This is a genomic window from Amycolatopsis iheyensis (genome assembly GCF_024703995.1).
GTDB classification, from domain to species: Bacteria; Actinomycetota; Actinomycetes; order Mycobacteriales; family Pseudonocardiaceae; genus Amycolatopsis; species Amycolatopsis iheyensis.
This window is the reverse complement of the sequence record NZ_JAMXQV010000011.1, coordinates 224,635-241,845: the sequence shown is the minus strand read 5'-3', so window position 1 is coordinate 241,845 and position 17,211 is coordinate 224,635. Positions and strand designations below refer to the sequence as shown.

Below are 17,211 nucleotides of genomic sequence, written 5' to 3'. Positions count from 1 at the left end.
GCCCTCCCAGCTATCCCGGCCGGTGAACAACTTTCGGTAGAGTCCTTCTGTTGCGCTGGAATCCACCGGAAGTGGACATCGTGGACCCCGACTTCCTCCCCGACGCCGTCGATCTCGACCGGCCGAACGTCGCGAGGATCTACGACTGGGCCCTCGGCGGCACCGCGAACTGGGCCATCGACCGGCAGTACGGCGAGCAGGCGGTGCAGGCGTTCCCGCTGGCGAAGGCGCTCGCCCGCGGCAACCGCGACTTCCTCGGCCGGGCGGTGCGCTACTGCGTCGCCCAAGGCATCACGCAGTTCCTCGACCTCGGCTCCGGCATCCCGACCGCCGGCAACGTGCACGAGGTGGCGGAGGACCTCGTCGACGACAGCCGCTGCGTCTACGTCGACAACGAGCCGGTGGCCGTCGCGCACGGGCGGATCCTGCTCGACGAGGAAGGCGACCCCGGACGCCACGCCGTGCTGCACGCCGACCTGCGGGACGCCCACGAGGTCTGGACCGCAGCGCTGGCCACCGGCGTGCTCGACCCGGACCGGCCGATCTGCCTGCTCAGCGTGGCCGTGCTGCACTTCCTGCCCGACGTCACCGGCGTGCGCGAGGCCATCCGCGACTACCGGACGCTGCTGGCGCCGGGCTCGGCGTACGTGCTCTCGCACGCGACCGAAACCGGCGTCGAGGGCGACGAGCTGGCGCAGATCCGGCGGCTGGTGAAGCTGTCCGAACGGTCGAGCTCGCCGGCGGTTTCCCGGTCGCTCGACGAGATCGCCGCGTTCTTCGGTAACTTCGACGTCGTCGACCCCGGGATCGTGCCTGTGGGAGAGTGGCGCCCCGAGCCCGGCGCCGCCCCGGTCCCCCTCGCGAGCGTGGTCGGCGGTGTCGGCCGCAAGCCTGGAGGACGGAAATGACGACGCAGGATCCCGAGGCCCCCGAAGGCGTGGACCTCGAGCGGCCGAACGCGGCCCGCATCTACGACTGGTTCCTCGGCGGCGACGCCAACTGGGCCATCGACCGGCAGTTCGGCGAGCAGGCCGTCAAGGCCTTCCCGATGATCAAGACCGTCGCCCGGGTCGGCCGCGACTTCCTCGGCCGCGGCGTCCGGTACCTGGCGCGCAACGGCATCGACCAGTTCCTCGACCTCGGCTCGGGCGTGCCGACGGTCGGCAACGTGCACGAGGTCGCCGCGGCGGTGAACCCGGACGCGCGGTGCGTGTACGTCGACAACGAGCCGGTCGCCGTCGCGCACTCGCAGATCCTGCTGGAGAAGGAAGGCGTGGCCGACCGGCACGCGGTGCTGCAGGGCGACCTGCGCGACCCGGCCGACATCTGGAAGCGCGCGCTCGACACCGGCGTCCTCGACCCGAACCGCCCGATCGGCCTGATCATGGTCGGCGTCCTGTACTTCCTCGGCCCGGACGAGCCGGTGGCCCAGACCATCCAGAAGTACCTGTCGCTGCTGCCGAAGGGCTCGTACTTCCTGTCCTCGCACCTGACCAGCGACGGCATGGCGGCGATGGCCGACTCCGAGAGCCGCGAGTCGATCATCAAGCAGTACACGAAGTCCAGCACACCGATCCACCTGCGCTCGCGCGCGGAGTTCTCGGAGTTCTTCGAGGGCCTGGAGCTGGTCGAGCCCGGCATCGTGTACCTGCCGGAGTGGCACCCCGAGGAGATCGAGTCCAAGGCCACGAAGAAGCTCGCGAACGACCCCGCGTTCGTCGGGCACATCTGCGGCCTCGGCCGCAAACCGTGACCACGGCCTACGACGCCGTCGCCGTCCAGTACCAGGAGTTCGCCCGCGAGATCTGGGACAGCGACCCGCTGGACCGGGCGGCGTGGACCGCGTTCGCGGACTTCGTGCGCGGCCGCGGCCCGGTCGCCGACCTCGGCTGCGGGCCCGGCCACCTGACCGCGCACCTGCGTTCGCTGGGCGTCGAGGCCTTCGGCGTCGACGTGTCGGCAGCGATGGTTTCGCTGGCGCGTGCGGCGTGGCCGGAGCTCCGGTTCGACGTCGGGTCCATGGCGGCCCTGGACCTGCCCGACGCCTCGCTCGCCGGAATCCTGTCGTGGTACTCGGTGATCCACACGCCTCCAGCCGAGCTGCCCGGGTACTTCGGCGAATTCACCCGGACGTTGGCGTCCGGCGGTCACGTTCTGTTGGGGTTCTTCGAGTCCGGGGACGGCCCGGTCTCGGAGTTCGACCACAAAGTCACCACGGCGTACCGCTGGCCCCTGGACTCGCTCATGGCTCTGGCCGCGGACGCGGGGCTGGTCGAGGTGGGCCGGATGTACCGCGAGGCCGTCGAAGGCGAACGGCCCTTCCGCCAGGGCCGGTTGCTGCTGCGGAAACCGTAGCCCGCGACGGCGAGAGCCCCGGTCCCATCAGGGAACCGGGGCTCTTGTGGTGGTACGGCAGTTCAGGGCTTCAGGCGCGCGAACCGATCCGGCCGCGCAGCAGGGGCGTCAGGTCGATCGACGCTTCGAGCGGCCGGGTCGTCCGGACGCCGTCGGAATGGCGCTGCAGTGGGAGGTCCTGGTCGGCCGCCCACGTCGTCGTCTTGCGCAGCGGCGCCTGGATCAGGCTGAAACCGAAGCGGTTCCGCAGCTCGTTGCCGATGCCGCGGCGGCCGCGGTGTTCTTCTTCCTCGCGGCGGAACAGCGAGTTCAGCCGGACGGCCATCGTCTACACCCCCAGCTCTTCGATCGCGGTGCGGGAAAGCGCTTCCCCGCCTTCGGGTCGGGCCGGCGGGGTCGCGGCGCGGGCTGATCCGCCCACGGTGTGCGCGCCGGGTGGCGCGCTGTCCTCGACGATCACGCTGACTCCTCCCCCATGAGGTCCTGCGGTGGTGGGTTTGGTCGGTCGTCAGCCGGTCGCCCGCGTCTCGGGGAGACCGCCCGTCGCAGGCAGCCAGTCATTCACCGACACCAGCGCCCCGGCCGATGCGATTAATCCTACTCCTGGAATAATCTTCATGTCGAGGCCGGACCTAGTTGATCACCCGCTTGGCCGTGCGGCGTACTCCATTGAGACACTGAGTAGCCGGGAGCGGGTACTTTCGACCAGGTCACGGCCGCGCCCCCCATCGATCCTCGGAGGTACGACCCATGGCGGATTATCCGTCGTTCGCGGATTACGATCCGAACACGGCCGTGTCCCTGTTCGAAGAGGCTGCCTGGGAGAAGTCGTTCGCCAGTGAGCCCAACGGTGGGAGCTGTGTCGAGATCAACCTCGGTCGCGAAGGCCTGATCGGCGTCCGGGACACCAAGCTCGCGACCAGCCCCGTCTTCGTCTTCGACACCGCCGAATGGGAAGCGTTCCTGGTCGCCGTGAAGGCCGGGCAGTTCGACCTGCCCGCCTGAACAGTCCCTCACGCGGGTGATCATGATCACCCGCCCGAGTGCAAGCTTCGAATCTTCGACGAACGTGACGGCCCCCTTCCCGCTATGGAGAAGGAGGCCGTCACGACGCCCCGGATACGCCCGGGTGCTGATTGTGAGGGGAATCTCACCCGATTGCCGGAAGCTCACCGCCGCGGAGCCGGCCGCGGGTCCGGCGCCAGGCCACGACCACCAGGACCACGAGGCCGATCAACGGCAGTGTGCTGATCGCCCAGCTGAGGCCCATCGGCGGCCCCGGCTGTTCCAGCACCGGCAGCGCGCGCAGGTCGCCCGCGCCGGTGCCGGCCGGGCCGTTGACGGTGAAGTGGAACGTCCATTCGCCGGGCCGCGGCATCGACCGGACGTCGAGGCCCCAGACGTCGCGCTTGCGCGGGTGGCGGACCAGCGGCTGGGTCCGGTTCTTGCCGCCCTCCGGGTTGATCATCGTGAGCGTGCCGGACTTGTCCTCGATCCCGCCGTCGGGGATGAACGTGAAGTCCAGCGACTGCTGGGCCTTCAGCGGCCAGGTGCTGAACCCGATCGTCATCCCGTACGGCCCGGCCTGCACGTGCTCGGTGTGCACGATGTTGACCGGCTCGTAGGCGTTCGCCGGCGCGGCGGTGGCGAAGAGCAGCCCGGCCACGGCAGCTAGAGCCATAAGTGCCTTACGCATCAGCGGTTTCCCCCTTCTTCGCGGGCGCCAGCAGGCAGAGCATCCCGCCGAACCGCCACCCGGCGAACCCGCCGAGCAGCCCCAGCAGACCGCTGAGCACGGCGGTCGTCGTCAGGTACCAGGCCGGCGGCACGTGCGCGCCGGTGTAGAGCATCGTCCGCTGCAGCGGCAGGCTGAGCCCGATCAGCAGCCCGGCGATCCCGCCGACGAGCACCGAAACGCGGCCCGCGCGCCACCCCCGGCGTCGGCCGAGCAGGAAGCCCAGCTCCATCAGCGCGGCCACCGGCAGCAACGCCATCGGCGTCAGCGACGGCATTTCCGGCACCCCGGAGATCGCGTCCCGCATCGGCAGGCCGACGAGGTCGGCGTAGGCCTGCGCCGCCCACGGCGAGAACCACCAGAACAGCGCCTGCACGGCCGCGACCATCGCCGCGGTGCCGACCGCCCCGCCGGGACGGCGGAAGAAGCCCGCGCCGACCGCGACCAGCAGCACGGCCATCATCGAGCAGCCGACCGACACCGCGTCGGCGTAGTCGTCCGGGACCTGCTGCAGCCCGAGCGCGAGCACCGGCCCGAAGGTGAGCAGCACGGTCAGCGACGCCAGCGTCCCGAGCCGGCCCCAGCGGTGCTCCCGCGCCGCGGCGAACACCGCGGTCGTGCCGATCAGCGACACCGTGATCGACAGCAGCAGCCCGATGTGCGGCGGCGAGTCGATGACCGCGTCGAAGCCGTAGAGCCCGTGCCACCACTGGTCCCACAGGCCGTACAGCAGGAACGTCGCGGCGCCGACACCGGAGACGAGGTAGCCGAGCGGGGCGGCGAACGTCCGGCCGAAGACGTTGACCACCCGGCCGCCGACCCGCGTGTCGATCGGCCGGCCCGCGCGGCGCGCCGCCGTCGTCATCAGCACGACGGCGAGGCTCGCCAGGCCGACGACCGCGCTGCCCGCGTACAGGAACAGGTGCGGCAGCGTGAAGAACGTGTCCGGTCCGACGTCGCTGTGCCACTGGATGTCCCAGGTCAGCCCGACCAGCGACAGCAGTGACCCCCCGAGCACGACGTTCGCGGGCAGCAAGCCCGTCCGCGCCGGTTTCGCGACCGCGGTCGTCCTGACCCCGGATGCGGTGAGATCCATTTCCCCCGACCCTCCTTTACTTGACCAACAACGGAAAAACGACTTGGGCGGGCCCGCCGGGGCCACGCAGGGAAACGGTGATCTCCCACTGCCCGGACATCGGCAGCGAGACGTTCGCGGCGCGGAAGCGGCCCGGGCCGTCCGGGCCGGCGGGCACCGGCGCGAACGCGTGCCCCATCTGCGCCATCACCGGTTCGACCGTGACGGCCTCGGGCGCGGGCCCGGTCACCGCGACCGCGAACGTGTTGCCGCCGATGCGCGGCGCGTCCGCGGAGAACTGGACCGTGTACGGCCCCGAAATCGCCTGCTGCGTCGTGGCTTTCGCGTCGCTCGCGGGCCAGAGCAGCCAGGCGACGCCGGCCACGACGACCAGCGCGACGACGCCGATCAGCACCTTGGGGCGGTTCATCGGCCGGCTCCTGTCGTCGGGACGTCGATCACGGCGGGGATGGTGAGCACGCGGTAGCCGCGTTCGGCCTGCAGCCAGATCCGGTACCGGCCGGGCGCGGCGAAGGTGTAGGTGAAGCTGACGTCGGGGCCGTAGGCGGCGACGGTTTCGTCGGGCCGGTCGAGCCGGCCCGCGACCGGCGGGATCATCGCGTGGACGTGCGCCCACGTCGGCGCCTTCGCGGCGGCCGCGCCGACGTCCGGCCCGGTGATCGGCCCGGCGACGATGAGGTGGCCCAGCATGCCCAGCCACGGCTGGAGGTCCTGGGTCCTGAAGTGCGCGGTGACGGTGGTCGGCGTGCCCGGGGTGACTTCGAGGTCGACCGGCGTGCCGTCGACCGTCCGCGGCCCGGCGCCGGCCGGTTCGGGCGCGGGCGCGGCGGTGCCGGTGAGGTCCACAGTGGACCGGGCGAGCTGGACCCCGCCGCCGCGCCGGACCAGCTCCGCGGCGACGGCGTACGTGCCCCGCTCCGGGTCGGCGAGGTGGACGCGGAAGTCGCCGGGGCCGACGCGCACCGGGTGCAGGTGGCTCAGCCGGCCGGACGGCGAAACCAGCACGAGGTGCACGAGCGCGTTGTCGTGGACGAGCAGGTCGTCGACCGGACGGCCGGTGGCGCCGTCGGTGAGCCCCAGCGCCAGCTCGTCTCGGCCGGCTTTGACGGCCAGGTTCACCGGCGGCCGCGAGTAGTCCACTGTGGACAACTGGGCGTTGGCGTACGGGTCGGTGACGTTGTCGAACGTCGGGTCGAGCTGGCTGCCGGGCGCGGGCGGCTGGGGCGTGCTCGCCGACAGCAGCGCGCCGGTGACCGCGACGGCGATCGCGGCGACCACCCCGCCCGCCGGGATCAGCGCGTACGCGGTGCGTTTCGCCCGGACGCCGACGATCAGCGCGAGCAGCAGGAACGCGCCCGCGGCCACGAACCCGCCGTAGGTCGCCGTCTCCCACGGCGGCACGACGCGGGCCGGGACGATGAACGGGATCGTCGCGGTCGGCCCGGCGCCGTCGCTCAGTGACAGCTGCCACGGTCCCGGCTTGTCGACTTGGAGATTTCCCGCGTACACGCCCGGTTCGGCGCCGAGCACGACGTCGCCCCGCGAAGTCACGACGCCGTCGGCCGCGACGGCCAGGTGCAGTGTCCCGGGCGCGGTGCCCTGGTGCGTCACGACGTCGACCCGCAGCGGCGACGGCGTCGTGTCGACCCGGCGGATGATCACGGTCAGCTCGCGCGCGCCGAGCGTCTGCGCGACCTGGATGTCGGTGCCGCTCGGCGCGCCGTCGGCGTGCGCGGTCCCGCTGCCGGCCGCGATCCCCAGCACGGCCAGCAGCACCAGCAAGAACGTTCTCGGTTTGGTCCCCATCGTGGTTCGAACCTAGCCACGGCGAGGGGTGGCGGGCGTCACGGCGGGGAGGGAACTCCGGTCCCCAGTGCGGGGGACCGGGGCCCCCGGGGATCTCAGGGGTGCAGGAACTTCCGCAGGTGAGCGACCACTTCGCCGGGTTGTTCTTCGGGCAGGAAGTGTCCGCACTCCGCGATCGCGGCGCCGTCGGCGTCGGTCGCGTACTCCCGCCAGATGTCGAGCGTGGGCAGGGTGCCGAGCAGGCCGTTCGCGCCCCAGAGCGCGAGAAGTGGCTGGGTGACGCGCTTTCCGGCGGCGAAGTCGGCGTCGTCGAGCTCGGCGTCGTCCGGGAAGGAGGCGCGGTAGTCGTCGAAGCCGGCGCGCAGCGCGCCGGGCTGGGAGAAGGCGCGGACGTACTCGGCGACGGCGGCCGGGTCGAGGCTGTGCCGCTGGTAGGTCCAGCGTTCGTAGAAGTAACCGAGGTAGCCGGCGATGTCCTGCCCCGCGAGCAGTTCGGGCAGGTCGGGCTGGAGGTGGAAGAGCCAGTGCCAGTACGCCTTCGCGACGCCGGTGTCGAGGCGTTGCCACATCGCGCGGGTGGGGGCGATGTCGAGGACGGCGAGGCGGTCGACCTGGTCCGGGCGGTCGAGGGCCCAGCGGTGCGCGACGCGGCCACCGCGGTCGTGCCCGACGACGGCGGTGCGGGGGAAGCCGAGGTGCTCGGCGAGCGCGGCGACGTCGGCGGCCATGGTGCGCTTGTCGTAGCCGGTCCGGGGTTTGTCGGTGCGGCCGTAGCCACGCAGGTCGGGCGCGATCACCGTGTGCGTCTCGGCGAGCGGGCCGAGGACCCGGTGCCAGCAGTGCGACGTCTGGGGCCAGCCGTGCAGCAGGAACAGCGGCGGGCCCTCGCCGGCCCTGACGTAGTGCATCCGGAGTCCGTTGACCGTGGCCATCTTTTCTAACCGGTTCATGGGGTTAGAAGGTAGCCGTACTTCTAACCGTTCGCAACGGTTAGAATGGGCGGATGGAATGGGTCTTCGATGGCGGGCGGCCGTGCCTCGACCTGGTCAACACGCTGCGCAGCCGGCACGACGACGGCGTCGAGCTGCTCACCGGGCCCGACGCGCTCGCGGAGTGGCTGGCGCGCGCCGGGTTCACGACGGGCCCGATGCCGGTGACGGCGGGGAACGTCCTCGCGGCGAAGGCGCTGCGCGAGGCGATCGACCGGGTGCTGCGGGAGCCCGAGGAGATGGACGTCGACCTGGTGAACAACGCGGCGGCCGCGGCACCGGCACCACCGCCGCGCCTGGTGCTCGCCGACGGACGGCTGCGTCGCGAGGTCCCGGCGCCGAAGGACCCGGTGGCGTCGGCGTTCGCGGCGTTGGCGGCCGACGCGATCGACCTGGCCACGGGGGAGGCCGCGGTGCGGATCTGCGCGGCGGACGACTGCGGGCTGCGGTTCTGCGACGCCTCGCCTCGGCGCAACCGCCAGTGGTGCTCGATGTCCCGCTGCGGAAACCGGGCCAAGGCCCGCGCCCACTACGCCCGAGCCAGCGCCCGCGAAGACTGAGCGGCACTTTCCCTACGAAAGTGCCGCCTCGGGGGTGCCGCTTTCACGTGAAAGCTACGCGCCCGAGCCGGGGCCGTGGCCGTGGCCGTCGATCAGGCGCTGGTAGGCCTTGGGGTGGGCGCGGAACCAGACGTTGAGCTTGCCGATCCACCGCATGTGCGCGGTCCGCAGCCCCGCCGGGATCGGCGTCGCCAAGATGCGCACCGCCGAAGCGAAGCGCCAGAAGCGGCGGTGCTCGCGGAGCGTCCACTGTAGACCGAGACGTTCGCGGAGCGCGGGCGGCAAAGTCGCGCGGAGCAGGAACATCTGGGTCCGGCCGTGCAGCCGCCACCACGAGTCGGGTAGCCAGCGCACCGGCTTGTCCACCGTGCGGATCGTCTCGAAGAGCTGGTCGATCGTCGGGTTCCCGGCGAACCCGGCCACCATTTCGTCGTAGTAGCGCTCGAAAGCCGCCCAGTCCGGCGGCAGGTCCCGCTCGCGCACGCCGAGCATCCGCCCGACGTCGCACATCTGCGCGTAGTACTCCTCAAGCTCCGAAGAGGACAGTGGTCGCCCGAAGAACCGTTGCGCGTCAACGGGAACCTTCACCAGTGTCGCGTGTACCCAGGCGTAGGCGGCCGGGTTCAGCGCGCTGTACCGCCGTCCGTCCATGGACCCGGTGAATGACCGGTGCAGCTCCCGCAACCGGCCGGCTTCCACGCGGGCGCCCGCGGCGCCGCCGTAGACGTAGATCGACAGCGACGCACCCGTCCGCATCAAGCGCGTCCACGGGTCCGACGTGTAGTCCGAGTGGTCCCGCACCCCGGCCGCGACGACCGGGTGCGCCACCTGCAGCACCAGCACCTGCCCGGCCAGCAGCCCGTCGCGGAAGTCGCCGAAGTACTTCCAAGCCGCCGTGCCACGGACGATCGGCGCGGCCATCAAGCCCCGCGGATCAGCATCATCAGCGGCTCGGCCACCGGGGTGTCGGCCTCGCCGGTCGCCAGCCGCCGCAGCTGCAGCCCGGCGATCAGCGCGACGACCGGGCCCGCCAGCCGCCGGGGCTCCGGCACGCCGAGTGCCGACAGGATCGTCACGGCCAGCTCGTCATACGCCGCGAAGCAGCGCGAAGAAGCTTCGTGCAGTTCGGGATCCCTGGCGGACTGCAGGTACAGCTCGTGCGCGCCGAGCTCGTCGGCGCCGAAGGGCAGCTGCGCGATCACGTGCTCGACGACCGACGCCGCCTGCTCGACACTGAGGCCCTGCGCGCGGTAGCCGTCGACGATCGCGCCCAGCTTCGCCGTCTCTTCCTCGACGAACAGCAGCATCGCCTCGCGCAGCAACACCGTCTGGCTGGGGAAGTGGTAGGTCAACGTGCCCAGCGACACCCCGGCGGCGGCGACGATCCGGCGGTTCGTCAGCCCGCCGACGCCGTGCTCGCCGACGACCGACAACGCGCCGCGCAGGATGGCGTCCCGGGTGCTTACCAGCTTGTCTCGGGATGCCGCTCCGGCCACCGTTCGACCTCTTCCAGTTGCGCGGCGAGGGAGATCAGCCGCTCCTCGGCGTGCGAGGGGCCGAGCAGCTGCGCGCCCAGCGGCAGCCCGCCGGCCGTCTGCCCGGCCGGGACGTTGATCCCCGGCCAGCCCAGCACGTTCCACGGCCAAGCGTACGGGCAAGCGGCGATCATGGCCTGGTCGGTCTCCCAGCCGGAGAGGCCGTCGAAGGTGCCGATCGGCGGCGGCGGGGTCGCGGTGGTCGGGGTCAGCAGGACGTCGACGCGCCCGAACACCGAGCCGATCCGCCGGTGCAGCCCGGGCTCGAGCGCGCGGGCGAGCCGCAGCGCGGGCCCGGCGAGCAGCCGGCCGTGGCCGGCGTTGCTGCGGGTGCGCTTGTCGAGCCCGGTGCGGTCGGGGACGCGCAGCGCCCAGTCGCGGACACCGGTGAGCGAACGCGGCAGGAACGTCAGGCCGATCAGCCCGTAGTCCGGCTCGACCTCGACGATCTCGTGCCCCAGCCCGGCGAGCGACTCCGCGAGCCGCCGCACGTTCGCCTCGACGACCGGGTCGAGCCGGGTCTTGGTGGCGGTGAACGGGATCCGCGTCGACAACCCGATCCGCAGCTTGCCGGGCTCGCGCGCGGCGGCGGTCCGGAAGGTGGTGCCGGTCGCGGCGACGACGTCGAGCAGCAGCGCCGCGTCGCCGACCGTGCGGGCGAGCGGGCCGAGCACGGTCAGGCCGTGGAACAGCTCGCCGCCGGTGGGGATCCGGCCGCGCTGGGTCTTGACGCCGACGAGCCCGGTCCACGCGGCCGGGATGCGCACCGAGCCGGCGCCGTCGGAACCGAGCGCGGCCGCGATGACCCCCGACGCCACCGCGGCCGCGCTCCCGCCTGAAGAACCCCCGGGGGTGTGGCCGGTGTGCCACGGGTTGCGCGTCGCGCCGAAGGCCGGGCCTTCGGTGAACGGCCATTGGCCCAGCTCGGGAGTGTTGGTCTTGCCGATGATGACCGCGCCGGCCTCGCGCAGCAGCGCGACGGCGGGCGCGTCGGTGGTGGCGCACGGGAACTCGCCGGCGCAGCCGAACGCGGTGGGCAGCCCGGTGAGGTCGACGTCGTCCTTGATCGCGACGGGCACGCCGAGCAGGGGCTTGCGCTCCCCGGCGGCGAGCCGCTCGTCGGCCTCGGTGGCTTCGGCGAGGGCCGCTTCGTCACGCAGGTGCTTGAAGGCGTTGAGCGTGGGCTGGCTCGCGTGCGCCCGGCCGAGCGCGGTCGCGGTGAGCTCGGCCGAGGTGACTTCCCCGGCGGCGAGCTGCGCGGCCTGCGTGGTGAGACCGGTGAAGTCCAGGCTCGTGGCGGTCATGGCACCTCCCGGGCGCTCTCGTTCGTTCGAACGAACGTTACCGGATACCGACGGTCTCCGGCTACTCCCGCTCTATGGTGGGCCGATGACGTTCGACTTCGCCGGATTCCCCGACACCGCCCTCGACTCGATCCCGCGCGTCGACCTCGGTGGCTGGCCGACGCCCCTGCACGAAGCGCCGCGGCTCGGCGAAGCGCTCGGCCTGCGCAACCTCTGGCTCAAGCGCGACGACGTCCACCCGCTCGGCGCGGGCGGCAACAAGCTCCGCAAGCTCGAGTTCCACCTCGGCGCCGCGCGCGAGGCGGGCGCTGACACGGTGATCACGTTCGGCGCGCTGCAGACCAACCACGGCCGCCAGACCGCCGCCGCGTGCGCGAAGCTCGGGCTGCGCTGTGAACTCGTCCTCACCGCGAAGGTCCCGCGCGACGGCGAAGCCTACGAACGCGGCGGGAACATCCCGCTCGACAAGCTCTTCGGCGCGACCGTCCACGTCTGCGCCGACGGCGAGGAGACCGGCCGCACCTACGACCGGCTTGTCGCCGAAGCCGCCGCCGACGGCCGAAAGGTCTTCACCGTCCCGGTCGGCGGCTCCAACGACCTCGGCGCGCTCGGGTACGTCCGCGCCACCCGCGAACTCGCCGGCCAGCTGGCCGAACGCGGTGTCGAACGCGCTCACCTCGTCGTCCCGCACGCCAGCGGCGGCACCGCGGCCGGGGTGACCCTGGCCGCCGGGCTTCTCGGGCAGCTCGGCGTCGGCGTCGCCTGCGTCAGCCACCCGCTCGACGAGGCCACGGAGAACCTCCGCGACCTCGTCGCCGGCGCGGCGAAGCTGCTCGGCGTCGACGCGCCGCCGTTCGACCACGTCCGCCTGGGTGACTCGACCCTCGGGCCCGGCTACGGCATCCCGACCGACGCGGTGTGGGACGCGCTAAGGCTTTTCGGGCGCACCGAGGGCGTGGTGCTCGACCCGGTGTACAGCGGCAAGGTCGCCGCCGCGCTGGTCGAATGGGCGGGCCACTTCGCCCCCGACGACCACGTGGTGTTCCTGCACACCGGCGGCATGCCCGGCCTGTACGGCTACGCGCCCGAATTCGCGGCGGCCGTCGAAGGCTGATTCGAGCCGGGTCGCGACCCGCAGCAACGTGCCCAGCAGCACGACGTCGGCGAGCAGCAGCAGGCGTTGCATGACGCCGATCGGGAAGGCGTCGGAGATCTCGGGGAACGGGCCGATCCCGGCCTCGCTCAGCCGCACGAACACGAAGCTGAGCGCGAACAGCCCGAACGCGACGGCGCTCAGCCGGATCGCCCGCACGACGGCGACGCGCTCTTGGCGTCCCCGCAACGGTTCCAGCAGCGAGATCGCCGCGCCGGGCAGGCTGAGGAAGGCGACCAGGCACGCGTAGAGGTGGATTTCGCCGCTGACCGGGTCCGGCGCTTCCGGGTAGCTGGCCGGGAACACCGCGGCGGCGGCGAGCCCGAGCGACCAGAGCATGAGCAGCAGCCGGGTCGTCTTCGACAGCGGCACCCCGGCGACCTGCAACGCGCCGAGCACGGCCAGCGACCCGATGGCCAGCGACAGCACGCTGGCGGCGAGCATGCCTTCGCCGCGGTCGGTCACGGTGTAGCTCGACAGCGTGTCGTACACCGGGTTGTGCGAGCTGATGATGTGCAGCACGACGGCGGTGAACAGCCCCCAGCCGATCGCCGCCACCGCCACGAGCCGCCACGGTCTCGTGCGTTTCCCCTGTTCCGTCCCCATGCGCTCCAGGTTCTCGGAGAACGGGACGGCCGTGATCAGGGAAGACCCTGAATTCGCCCCGGAGAGAAGTCGACGAGGACGAGCGCCTGGTCGTCGTGGCGCTTCGGGCGTGGCCAGCGTTCGCCGTCCGGGTCCTGTTTTTCGGCGGTCCGCACGGCGTCGAGGACGGCGTCCGGCCCGTCGGCCCGGGTGATCGCGAGGACCTCGCGCCAGTCGAAGAGGGCGTACTGGTCGACGCCGATGGAGACGCCGTCGCTGGCGAGGAGAACGGCTTCCACCTTGCTGCGCTCCCAGCTGCGCCGGACGGCGTGCGCGGCGGCGCCCGGGTCGGCTTCGGCGACCCAGAAGCCGTCGTGGGCGTTGCGACGGCGCCGGACGTCGGCGCCGGTCTGCAGCATGCCGCGGCGTCGGAGGCCGGCGAGCCGGTCATCGGATACGACGTCGACACCGAAGTTCCCGAAGCCGACGACGGGGCTGTCGGCGAGGACGAGCGCGTCGACGCGGTCATCGAGCCAGCGGACGGCGGCCACTGTGCTGGACGGCGACTGCTGCGGGCGGAGGCCGTTTTCGCTGGTCACTCGGGCGATGGCGCTGGTGAGGATTTCGGTCAGGTCGGCTTCGGGTGCGGTGTGGAGGTCATCGGCGAGGCGGCGCGCGAGGCGTTCGGCGTACCAGCCGCCGGGAGGTTGCGAAGGGTCGGACGAGGTGGCGCCGTCGAGCACGAGGACCGCGTTGTCCAGCACGACGACGTGGTCTTCGGTCGGGCGGGGGTGGCCGTCGGCGCCCACCCCGGCCCGCTCGGCGATCACGATCTCGGGCATCACCCGACTGTACGTCGGGAGGGTCGGGGGTTCGCGATGACGCGGTGGGCGGGCGCTTGGTTGTCAACCCAAGTTGACACAGCTCCATTGTCAACGTAGGTTGACAGCATGACCGAAGCGACAGACCTGGCCGCAAGGGCCGGCGACCGAGACCCCCGCGTGGGGCTTCGCGCCGTCGCCGCGCTGAGGCGGCTTGTCGAACAACTCGAGGCCGTCCAGGTCCGCAGTGCGCGGATCGAGGGCTGGTCGTGGCAGGAGATCGCCGCCGAGCTGGGGGTCAGCCGGCAGGCCGTGCACAAGAAGTACGGGAGGCACTGATGTTCGAGCGGTTCACGAGGGATGCGCGGCTCGCGGTGATCGAGGCGCAGCTGGTGGCTCGGCAGTCCGGCTCGGTCGAGGTCGGGCCCGCCGATCTGCTCGCCGGGCTCGTCAAGACCGGCCTGCCGCTGCTCACCGAGCTGGGCGTCGACACCGGCGACCTGACCGCCGAGCTCGAGCGCACCAGACGCCGAGGTGGGGTCAGCGACGCCGACGCCGAGGCCCTCACCGAGTTCGGCATCGACGTCGAACGCATCGTCGAACGTGTCGAGCAGACCCACGGCGAAGGCGCCCTCGCCGGCCGGCTCGGGCCGGCCAAGCGCGGGCACGTCCCCTTCACCGCCCAGTCGAAGAAGACCCTCGAGCTGAGTCTCAGGGAAGCCGTCAAACTGGGGGACAAGCACCTCGGGCAGGAGCACATCCTGCTGGCGCTGGCCCAGCAGCGCGGCACCGACGAGCTGCTCGCCCGCCGCGGCGCCGACTACGTCACGCTGCGCCGGGTCGTGCAGCAGCGCAAGGCCGGTTAGTGACTCTCCTCGGGCTCATTCTGTTCGCGCCACGTGGTCAGCGGCAGCAGCGCCTGGGTGAGCGGGCCGATGGCGAGGGCGTAGAGCACCGTGCCCACCCCGACCGTCCCGCCGAGCAGGAATCCGATCGCGACCACGGTGACCTCGATGCCGGTGCGCACCAGCCGGACCGACCAGCCGGTGCGCCCGGCGAGCCCGGTCATCAGGCCGTCGCGCGGACCCGGGCCGAGCCGGGCGCCGACGTAGGTGGCCGTCGCGACGCCGTTCAGTGCGACCCCGCCGGCCAGCAGCGCGATCTGCCAGCCGAGTTCGTGCTGGTCGGGGAGGAACGCCCGGACGACGTCGACCATCACCGAGATGACCACGACGTTCGCGATCGTCCCGATCCCCGGCCGCTGCCGCAGCGGGACCCACAGCAGCAGCACGACCACCGAAATCAGCCCGGTGACCGTGCCGAACGTCAGGCCGGTGTGCTTCATGACGCCCTCGGCCAGCACGCTCCACGGTTCGAGGCCGAGGCCGGCGCGGGTCACCAGGGCGACGCTCGTGCCGTAGAGGGCGAGGCCGCCGAGCAACTGGGCGCTGCGGCGGACGGGGTCGCGGGAGATCCGGACGGGCCGGAGATCGATCTGAGCCACCTCAGTACTATCGACCGCAAGTGGCCTTGTAAACCATAGCCAATTCCAGGATATTGGCCTTATGGAAGCCACTGTCCCACTGGGTGGACGCATCTCCGGGCCCCGATTGGCCGTCATGCTCGGCTCGTGGCGGCAGGGCTCGCGGCAGGGCGCGGCCGACCTGGCCGCAGCCCTCGAACTGCAGGTGCTCGACGGCCAGCTCCCGCTCGGCACCCGGCTGCCCGCCGAGCGGGAGCTGGCCGACGCGCTCGGCGTGAGCCGCACGCTGATCGGCGCGGCCCTGGACCGCTTGCGGGACAACGGGTTCGTCGCGAGCCGCCGTGGTGCGGGGTCGTGGATCGCCGCGCCCGGACGTCGTCGCCGCGGCCCGCTCGCCCCGGCCGGCAGCGGCTCGATCGACTTCACCCACGCGTCCTCGCCGGCCATCCCGGGCACGGCCGCAGCCGTCGACGCCGCCCGCGTCCGGCTCGCCGACCACCTCGGCGACCACGGCTACCAGGAGCGCGGGCTGCTCGCCCTGCGCGAGCGGATCGCCCGGCGCTACACCGAACGCGGGCTGCCGACGACTCCCGCGCAGGTGATGGTCACCAACGGCGCGCACCACGCGTTCGTCCTGGTCCTGCGGATGCTCGTCGGCCCCGGCGACCGGGTGCTCGTCGAGCAGCCGACCTACCCGAACGCGCTGGAAGCGATCCGCGCCGCGCACGCCATCCCGGTGCCGGTGGCGCTCGACCCGACCGGCGAGCGCGGCTGGGACATCGCCGGCGTCGACGCGGCGCTGCGCCAGGCGTCGCCGCGGCTCGGCTACCTCGTCGTCGACTTCCAGAACCCGACCGGCCTGCGCCTCGACGCCGGCGGCCGCGAACGGCTCGGCGCGGTACTGGCCCGCGCCCGGACGCCGGTCGTCGTCGACGAGACGCTCGTCGAATTGGACCTCGAGGGCGACCCGCTCGACGGCCCGCCGCCGCTGGCCGCGTTCGCCGGTGACCTGGTGATCTGCGTGGGTTCGGCGGCGAAGACGCACTGGGGCGGGCTGCGGCTCGGCTGGATCCGCGCGTCGGAGGACCTGCTCGGCCGTCTGGTTTCGGCGCGCTACGCGGTCGACCTGGGGTCGCCGGTGTTCGAGCAGCTGGTGCTGACCGAGCTGCTGGCCGACGAACACGCGCCGGCCCGCCGCCGCGCGGAGCTGCGTGGCTACCGCGACGCGCTGGCCGGCGCGGTCCACCGGCACCTCCCGGACTGGACGTTCACCCCGCCGAAGGGCGGCCTGTCGCTGTGGTGCCGGATGCCGGAGCCGGTGAGCTCACGGCTGGCGGTGGCGGCGGCGAGCCACGGCGTCCAGGTCGCGCCGGGCTCGCGCTTCGGCGTCCACGGTGGCCTGGAGCGCTGGCTCCGGCTGCCGTTCTCGCTGCCGCCCGAGACGATGGACGAGGCGGTCCGCCGGCTGAGCGCCGCGGAGGCGTCGGTCCGCGGCACCCCGGAGTCGCTGGCCGCGCCGATCGCCTGAAACGAGCGAACCGGTGCGCTGGATGCGAGCCGTGCCCCAGGGATGGGCGGCGTGTGTGTGCATCCAGCGCACCGGTTCGTCGGTTCACACCCCCGCTCGCGGACGTGACCCCGCTCGCGGGTAACCGCTGGCTTCCCGGCACAGCCCCTCGACGTGCCGGGAAGCCCGCGGTTCAGGCGCGCTCTCGGTACTGCGAGACCTCGCTCGGCGCGGTGAGCGAGGACTCCCGGAGCGCGCCCGGTGTGGGTCCCGGCGTCGCGG

21 protein-coding genes and 1 pseudogene are annotated in these 17,211 nt (G+C 72.4%); 9 read left to right on the top strand and 13 right to left on the bottom strand.

The annotated features are described in order from the left end of the window. Positions 1-50 precede the first annotated feature (50 nt). The 3 genes from M8542_RS22045 to M8542_RS22035 are packed head-to-tail and all read left to right on the top strand — an operon-like array spanning position 51 to position 2,355. Positions 51-908, top strand: a complete 858-nt coding sequence (locus M8542_RS22045; RefSeq protein ID WP_276586804.1) for an SAM-dependent methyltransferase — start codon at positions 51-53, stop codon at positions 906-908. Beyond that, positions 905-1,753 (top strand): SAM-dependent methyltransferase, encoded by an 849-nt coding sequence (locus M8542_RS22040; RefSeq protein WP_257922092.1) that lies wholly within the window; start codon positions 905-907, stop codon positions 1,751-1,753. Before M8542_RS22045 ends, M8542_RS22040 begins: the two co-directional genes overlap by 4 nt. Further along, positions 1,750-2,355: a class I SAM-dependent DNA methyltransferase gene (locus tag M8542_RS22035; protein ID WP_257922091.1), complete on the top strand. Its 606-nt coding sequence runs from the start codon at positions 1,750-1,752 to the stop codon at positions 2,353-2,355. Before M8542_RS22040 ends, M8542_RS22035 begins: the two co-directional genes overlap by 4 nt. 70 nt (positions 2,356-2,425) lie before the next feature. On the opposite strand, the gene M8542_RS22030 is transcribed toward M8542_RS22035, so the two are convergent. After that, a complete protein-coding gene (locus tag M8542_RS22030; RefSeq protein WP_257922090.1) occupies positions 2,426-2,680 on the bottom strand; it encodes a hypothetical protein in 255 nt (84 codons plus the stop codon). A 3-nt stretch (positions 2,681-2,683) separates the two neighbouring features. Continuing rightward, positions 2,684-2,815 (bottom strand): hypothetical protein, encoded by a 132-nt coding sequence (locus M8542_RS22025; RefSeq protein WP_257922089.1) that lies wholly within the window; start codon positions 2,813-2,815, stop codon positions 2,684-2,686. Positions 2,816-3,105: 290 nt separating this feature from the next. On the opposite strand from M8542_RS22025, the gene M8542_RS22020 reads away from it, so the two are divergent. Beyond that, entirely contained in the window at positions 3,106-3,360 is a 255-nt protein-coding gene (locus M8542_RS22020; protein WP_257922088.1) for a DUF397 domain-containing protein, read from the top strand. A gap of 145 nt (positions 3,361-3,505) precedes the next feature. Here the strand turns inward: M8542_RS22020 and M8542_RS22015 are convergent, their stop codons facing one another. The 5 genes from M8542_RS22015 to M8542_RS21995 all read right to left on the bottom strand — a co-directional run bounded on the left by M8542_RS22015 (position 3,506) and on the right by M8542_RS21995 (position 7,942). Next, positions 3,506-4,051 (bottom strand): hypothetical protein, encoded by a 546-nt coding sequence (locus M8542_RS22015; protein ID WP_257922087.1) that lies wholly within the window; start codon positions 4,049-4,051, stop codon positions 3,506-3,508. Next, the gene (locus M8542_RS22010; protein ID WP_257922086.1) at positions 4,044-5,186 is read right to left on the bottom strand and encodes a hypothetical protein; all 1,143 of its coding nucleotides are present in this window, start codon (positions 5,184-5,186) and stop codon (positions 4,044-4,046) included. The genes M8542_RS22015 and M8542_RS22010 overlap by 8 nt, the downstream gene beginning before the upstream one ends. A gap of 16 nt (positions 5,187-5,202) precedes the next feature. Further along, positions 5,203-5,595: a FixH family protein gene (locus tag M8542_RS22005; protein WP_257922085.1), complete on the bottom strand. Its 393-nt coding sequence runs from the start codon at positions 5,593-5,595 to the stop codon at positions 5,203-5,205. Then, entirely contained in the window at positions 5,592-6,992 is a 1,401-nt protein-coding gene (locus M8542_RS22000) for a DUF8832 domain-containing protein (RefSeq protein WP_257922084.1), read from the bottom strand. Before M8542_RS22000 ends, M8542_RS22005 begins: the two co-directional genes overlap by 4 nt. 95 nt (positions 6,993-7,087) lie before the next feature. Continuing rightward, positions 7,088-7,942, bottom strand: a complete 855-nt coding sequence (locus M8542_RS21995; RefSeq protein ID WP_257922083.1) for an alpha/beta fold hydrolase — start codon at positions 7,940-7,942, stop codon at positions 7,088-7,090. Positions 7,943-7,995: 53 nt separating this feature from the next. On the opposite strand from M8542_RS21995, the gene M8542_RS21990 reads away from it, so the two are divergent. Continuing rightward, positions 7,996-8,541 carry a CGNR zinc finger domain-containing protein gene (locus M8542_RS21990; RefSeq protein WP_257922082.1) on the top strand — a complete coding sequence of 182 codons (546 nt, stop codon included), beginning with the start codon at positions 7,996-7,998 and terminating at the stop codon, positions 8,539-8,541. A 54-nt stretch (positions 8,542-8,595) separates the two neighbouring features. Here M8542_RS21990 and M8542_RS21985 read toward each other — a convergent pair whose 3' ends face one another. The 3 genes from M8542_RS21985 to M8542_RS21975 are packed head-to-tail and all read right to left on the bottom strand — an operon-like array spanning position 8,596 to position 11,380. Beyond that, a complete protein-coding gene (locus tag M8542_RS21985; RefSeq protein ID WP_257922081.1) occupies positions 8,596-9,462 on the bottom strand; it encodes an oxygenase MpaB family protein in 867 nt (288 codons plus the stop codon). Beyond that, positions 9,462-10,037, bottom strand: coding sequence for a TetR/AcrR family transcriptional regulator (locus tag M8542_RS21980; protein ID WP_257922080.1), 576 nt, complete (start codon positions 10,035-10,037; stop codon positions 9,462-9,464). The genes M8542_RS21985 and M8542_RS21980 overlap by 1 nt, the downstream gene beginning before the upstream one ends. Beyond that, the gene (locus tag M8542_RS21975; RefSeq protein ID WP_257922079.1) at positions 10,004-11,380 is read right to left on the bottom strand and encodes an amidase; all 1,377 of its coding nucleotides are present in this window, start codon (positions 11,378-11,380) and stop codon (positions 10,004-10,006) included. Before M8542_RS21975 ends, M8542_RS21980 begins: the two co-directional genes overlap by 34 nt. An 85-nt stretch (positions 11,381-11,465) precedes the next feature. Between M8542_RS21975 and M8542_RS21970 the strand changes: the two genes are divergently transcribed. Further along, complete coding sequence (locus M8542_RS21970) at positions 11,466-12,494, top strand: D-cysteine desulfhydrase family protein (protein WP_257922078.1); 1,029 nt, start codon at positions 11,466-11,468, stop codon at positions 12,492-12,494. A gap of 84 nt (positions 12,495-12,578) precedes the next feature. Here the strand turns inward: M8542_RS21970 and M8542_RS21965 are convergent. Then, a pseudogene (locus tag M8542_RS21965) lies at positions 12,579-13,139 on the bottom strand (DUF998 domain-containing protein); the annotation flags it as partial. 35 nt (positions 13,140-13,174) lie between these two features. Next, positions 13,175-13,960 (bottom strand): protein phosphatase 2C domain-containing protein, encoded by a 786-nt coding sequence (locus M8542_RS21960; RefSeq protein WP_257922077.1) that lies wholly within the window; start codon positions 13,958-13,960, stop codon positions 13,175-13,177. A gap of 108 nt (positions 13,961-14,068) precedes the next feature. On the opposite strand from M8542_RS21960, the gene M8542_RS21955 reads away from it, so the two are divergent. Together M8542_RS21955 and M8542_RS21950 are read left to right on the top strand one after the other, a co-directional pair. Further along, complete coding sequence (locus M8542_RS21955; protein ID WP_257922076.1) at positions 14,069-14,278, top strand: sigma factor-like helix-turn-helix DNA-binding protein; 210 nt, start codon at positions 14,069-14,071, stop codon at positions 14,276-14,278. Then, positions 14,278-14,805, top strand: a complete 528-nt coding sequence (locus tag M8542_RS21950; RefSeq protein WP_257922075.1) for a Clp protease N-terminal domain-containing protein — start codon at positions 14,278-14,280, stop codon at positions 14,803-14,805. Before M8542_RS21955 ends, M8542_RS21950 begins: the two co-directional genes overlap by 1 nt. Here the strand turns inward: M8542_RS21950 and yczE are convergent. Further along, positions 14,802-15,443, bottom strand: coding sequence for a membrane protein YczE (gene yczE / locus M8542_RS21945; protein ID WP_257922074.1), 642 nt, complete (start codon positions 15,441-15,443; stop codon positions 14,802-14,804). The genes M8542_RS21950 and yczE overlap by 4 nt on opposite strands. A 61-nt stretch (positions 15,444-15,504) precedes the next feature. On the opposite strand from yczE, the gene yczR reads away from it, so the two are divergent. Continuing rightward, positions 15,505-16,950 carry a MocR-like transcription factor YczR gene (gene yczR, locus M8542_RS21940; protein WP_257922073.1) on the top strand — a complete coding sequence of 482 codons (1,446 nt, stop codon included), beginning with the start codon at positions 15,505-15,507 and terminating at the stop codon, positions 16,948-16,950. Positions 16,951-17,211: the final 261 nt, after the last annotated feature.

Bases quoted from the DNA above. Each gene is read 5' to 3' on its own strand.
- M8542_RS22040 (WP_257922092.1), top strand. From the start codon at position 905: ATGACGACGCAGGATCCCGAGGCCCCCGAAGGCGTGGACCTCGAGCGG.
- M8542_RS22030 (WP_257922090.1), bottom strand. From the start codon at position 2,680: ATGGCCGTCCGGCTGAACTCGCTGTTCCGCCGCGAGGAAGAAGAACAC.
- M8542_RS22020 (WP_257922088.1), top strand. From the start codon at position 3,106: ATGGCGGATTATCCGTCGTTCGCGGATTACGATCCGAACACGGCCGTG.
- M8542_RS22015 (WP_257922087.1), bottom strand. From the start codon at position 4,051: ATGCGTAAGGCACTTATGGCTCTAGCTGCCGTGGCCGGGCTGCTCTTC.
- M8542_RS22010 (WP_257922086.1), bottom strand. From the start codon at position 5,186: ATGGATCTCACCGCATCCGGGGTCAGGACGACCGCGGTCGCGAAACCG.
- M8542_RS22005 (WP_257922085.1), bottom strand. From the start codon at position 5,595: ATGAACCGCCCCAAGGTGCTGATCGGCGTCGTCGCGCTGGTCGTCGTG.
- M8542_RS22000 (WP_257922084.1), bottom strand. From the start codon at position 6,992: ATGGGGACCAAACCGAGAACGTTCTTGCTGGTGCTGCTGGCCGTGCTG.
- M8542_RS21995 (WP_257922083.1), bottom strand. From the start codon at position 7,942: ATGAACCGGTTAGAAAAGATGGCCACGGTCAACGGACTCCGGATGCAC.
- M8542_RS21990 (WP_257922082.1), top strand. From the start codon at position 7,996: ATGGAATGGGTCTTCGATGGCGGGCGGCCGTGCCTCGACCTGGTCAAC.
- M8542_RS21985 (WP_257922081.1), bottom strand. From the start codon at position 9,462: ATGGCCGCGCCGATCGTCCGTGGCACGGCGGCTTGGAAGTACTTCGGC.
- M8542_RS21975 (WP_257922079.1), bottom strand. From the start codon at position 11,380: ATGACCGCCACGAGCCTGGACTTCACCGGTCTCACCACGCAGGCCGCG.
- M8542_RS21970 (WP_257922078.1), top strand. From the start codon at position 11,466: ATGACGTTCGACTTCGCCGGATTCCCCGACACCGCCCTCGACTCGATC.
- M8542_RS21960 (WP_257922077.1), bottom strand. From the start codon at position 13,960: ATGCCCGAGATCGTGATCGCCGAGCGGGCCGGGGTGGGCGCCGACGGC.
- M8542_RS21955 (WP_257922076.1), top strand. From the start codon at position 14,069: ATGACCGAAGCGACAGACCTGGCCGCAAGGGCCGGCGACCGAGACCCC.
- M8542_RS21950 (WP_257922075.1), top strand. From the start codon at position 14,278: ATGTTCGAGCGGTTCACGAGGGATGCGCGGCTCGCGGTGATCGAGGCG.
- yczR (WP_257922073.1), top strand. From the start codon at position 15,505: ATGGAAGCCACTGTCCCACTGGGTGGACGCATCTCCGGGCCCCGATTG.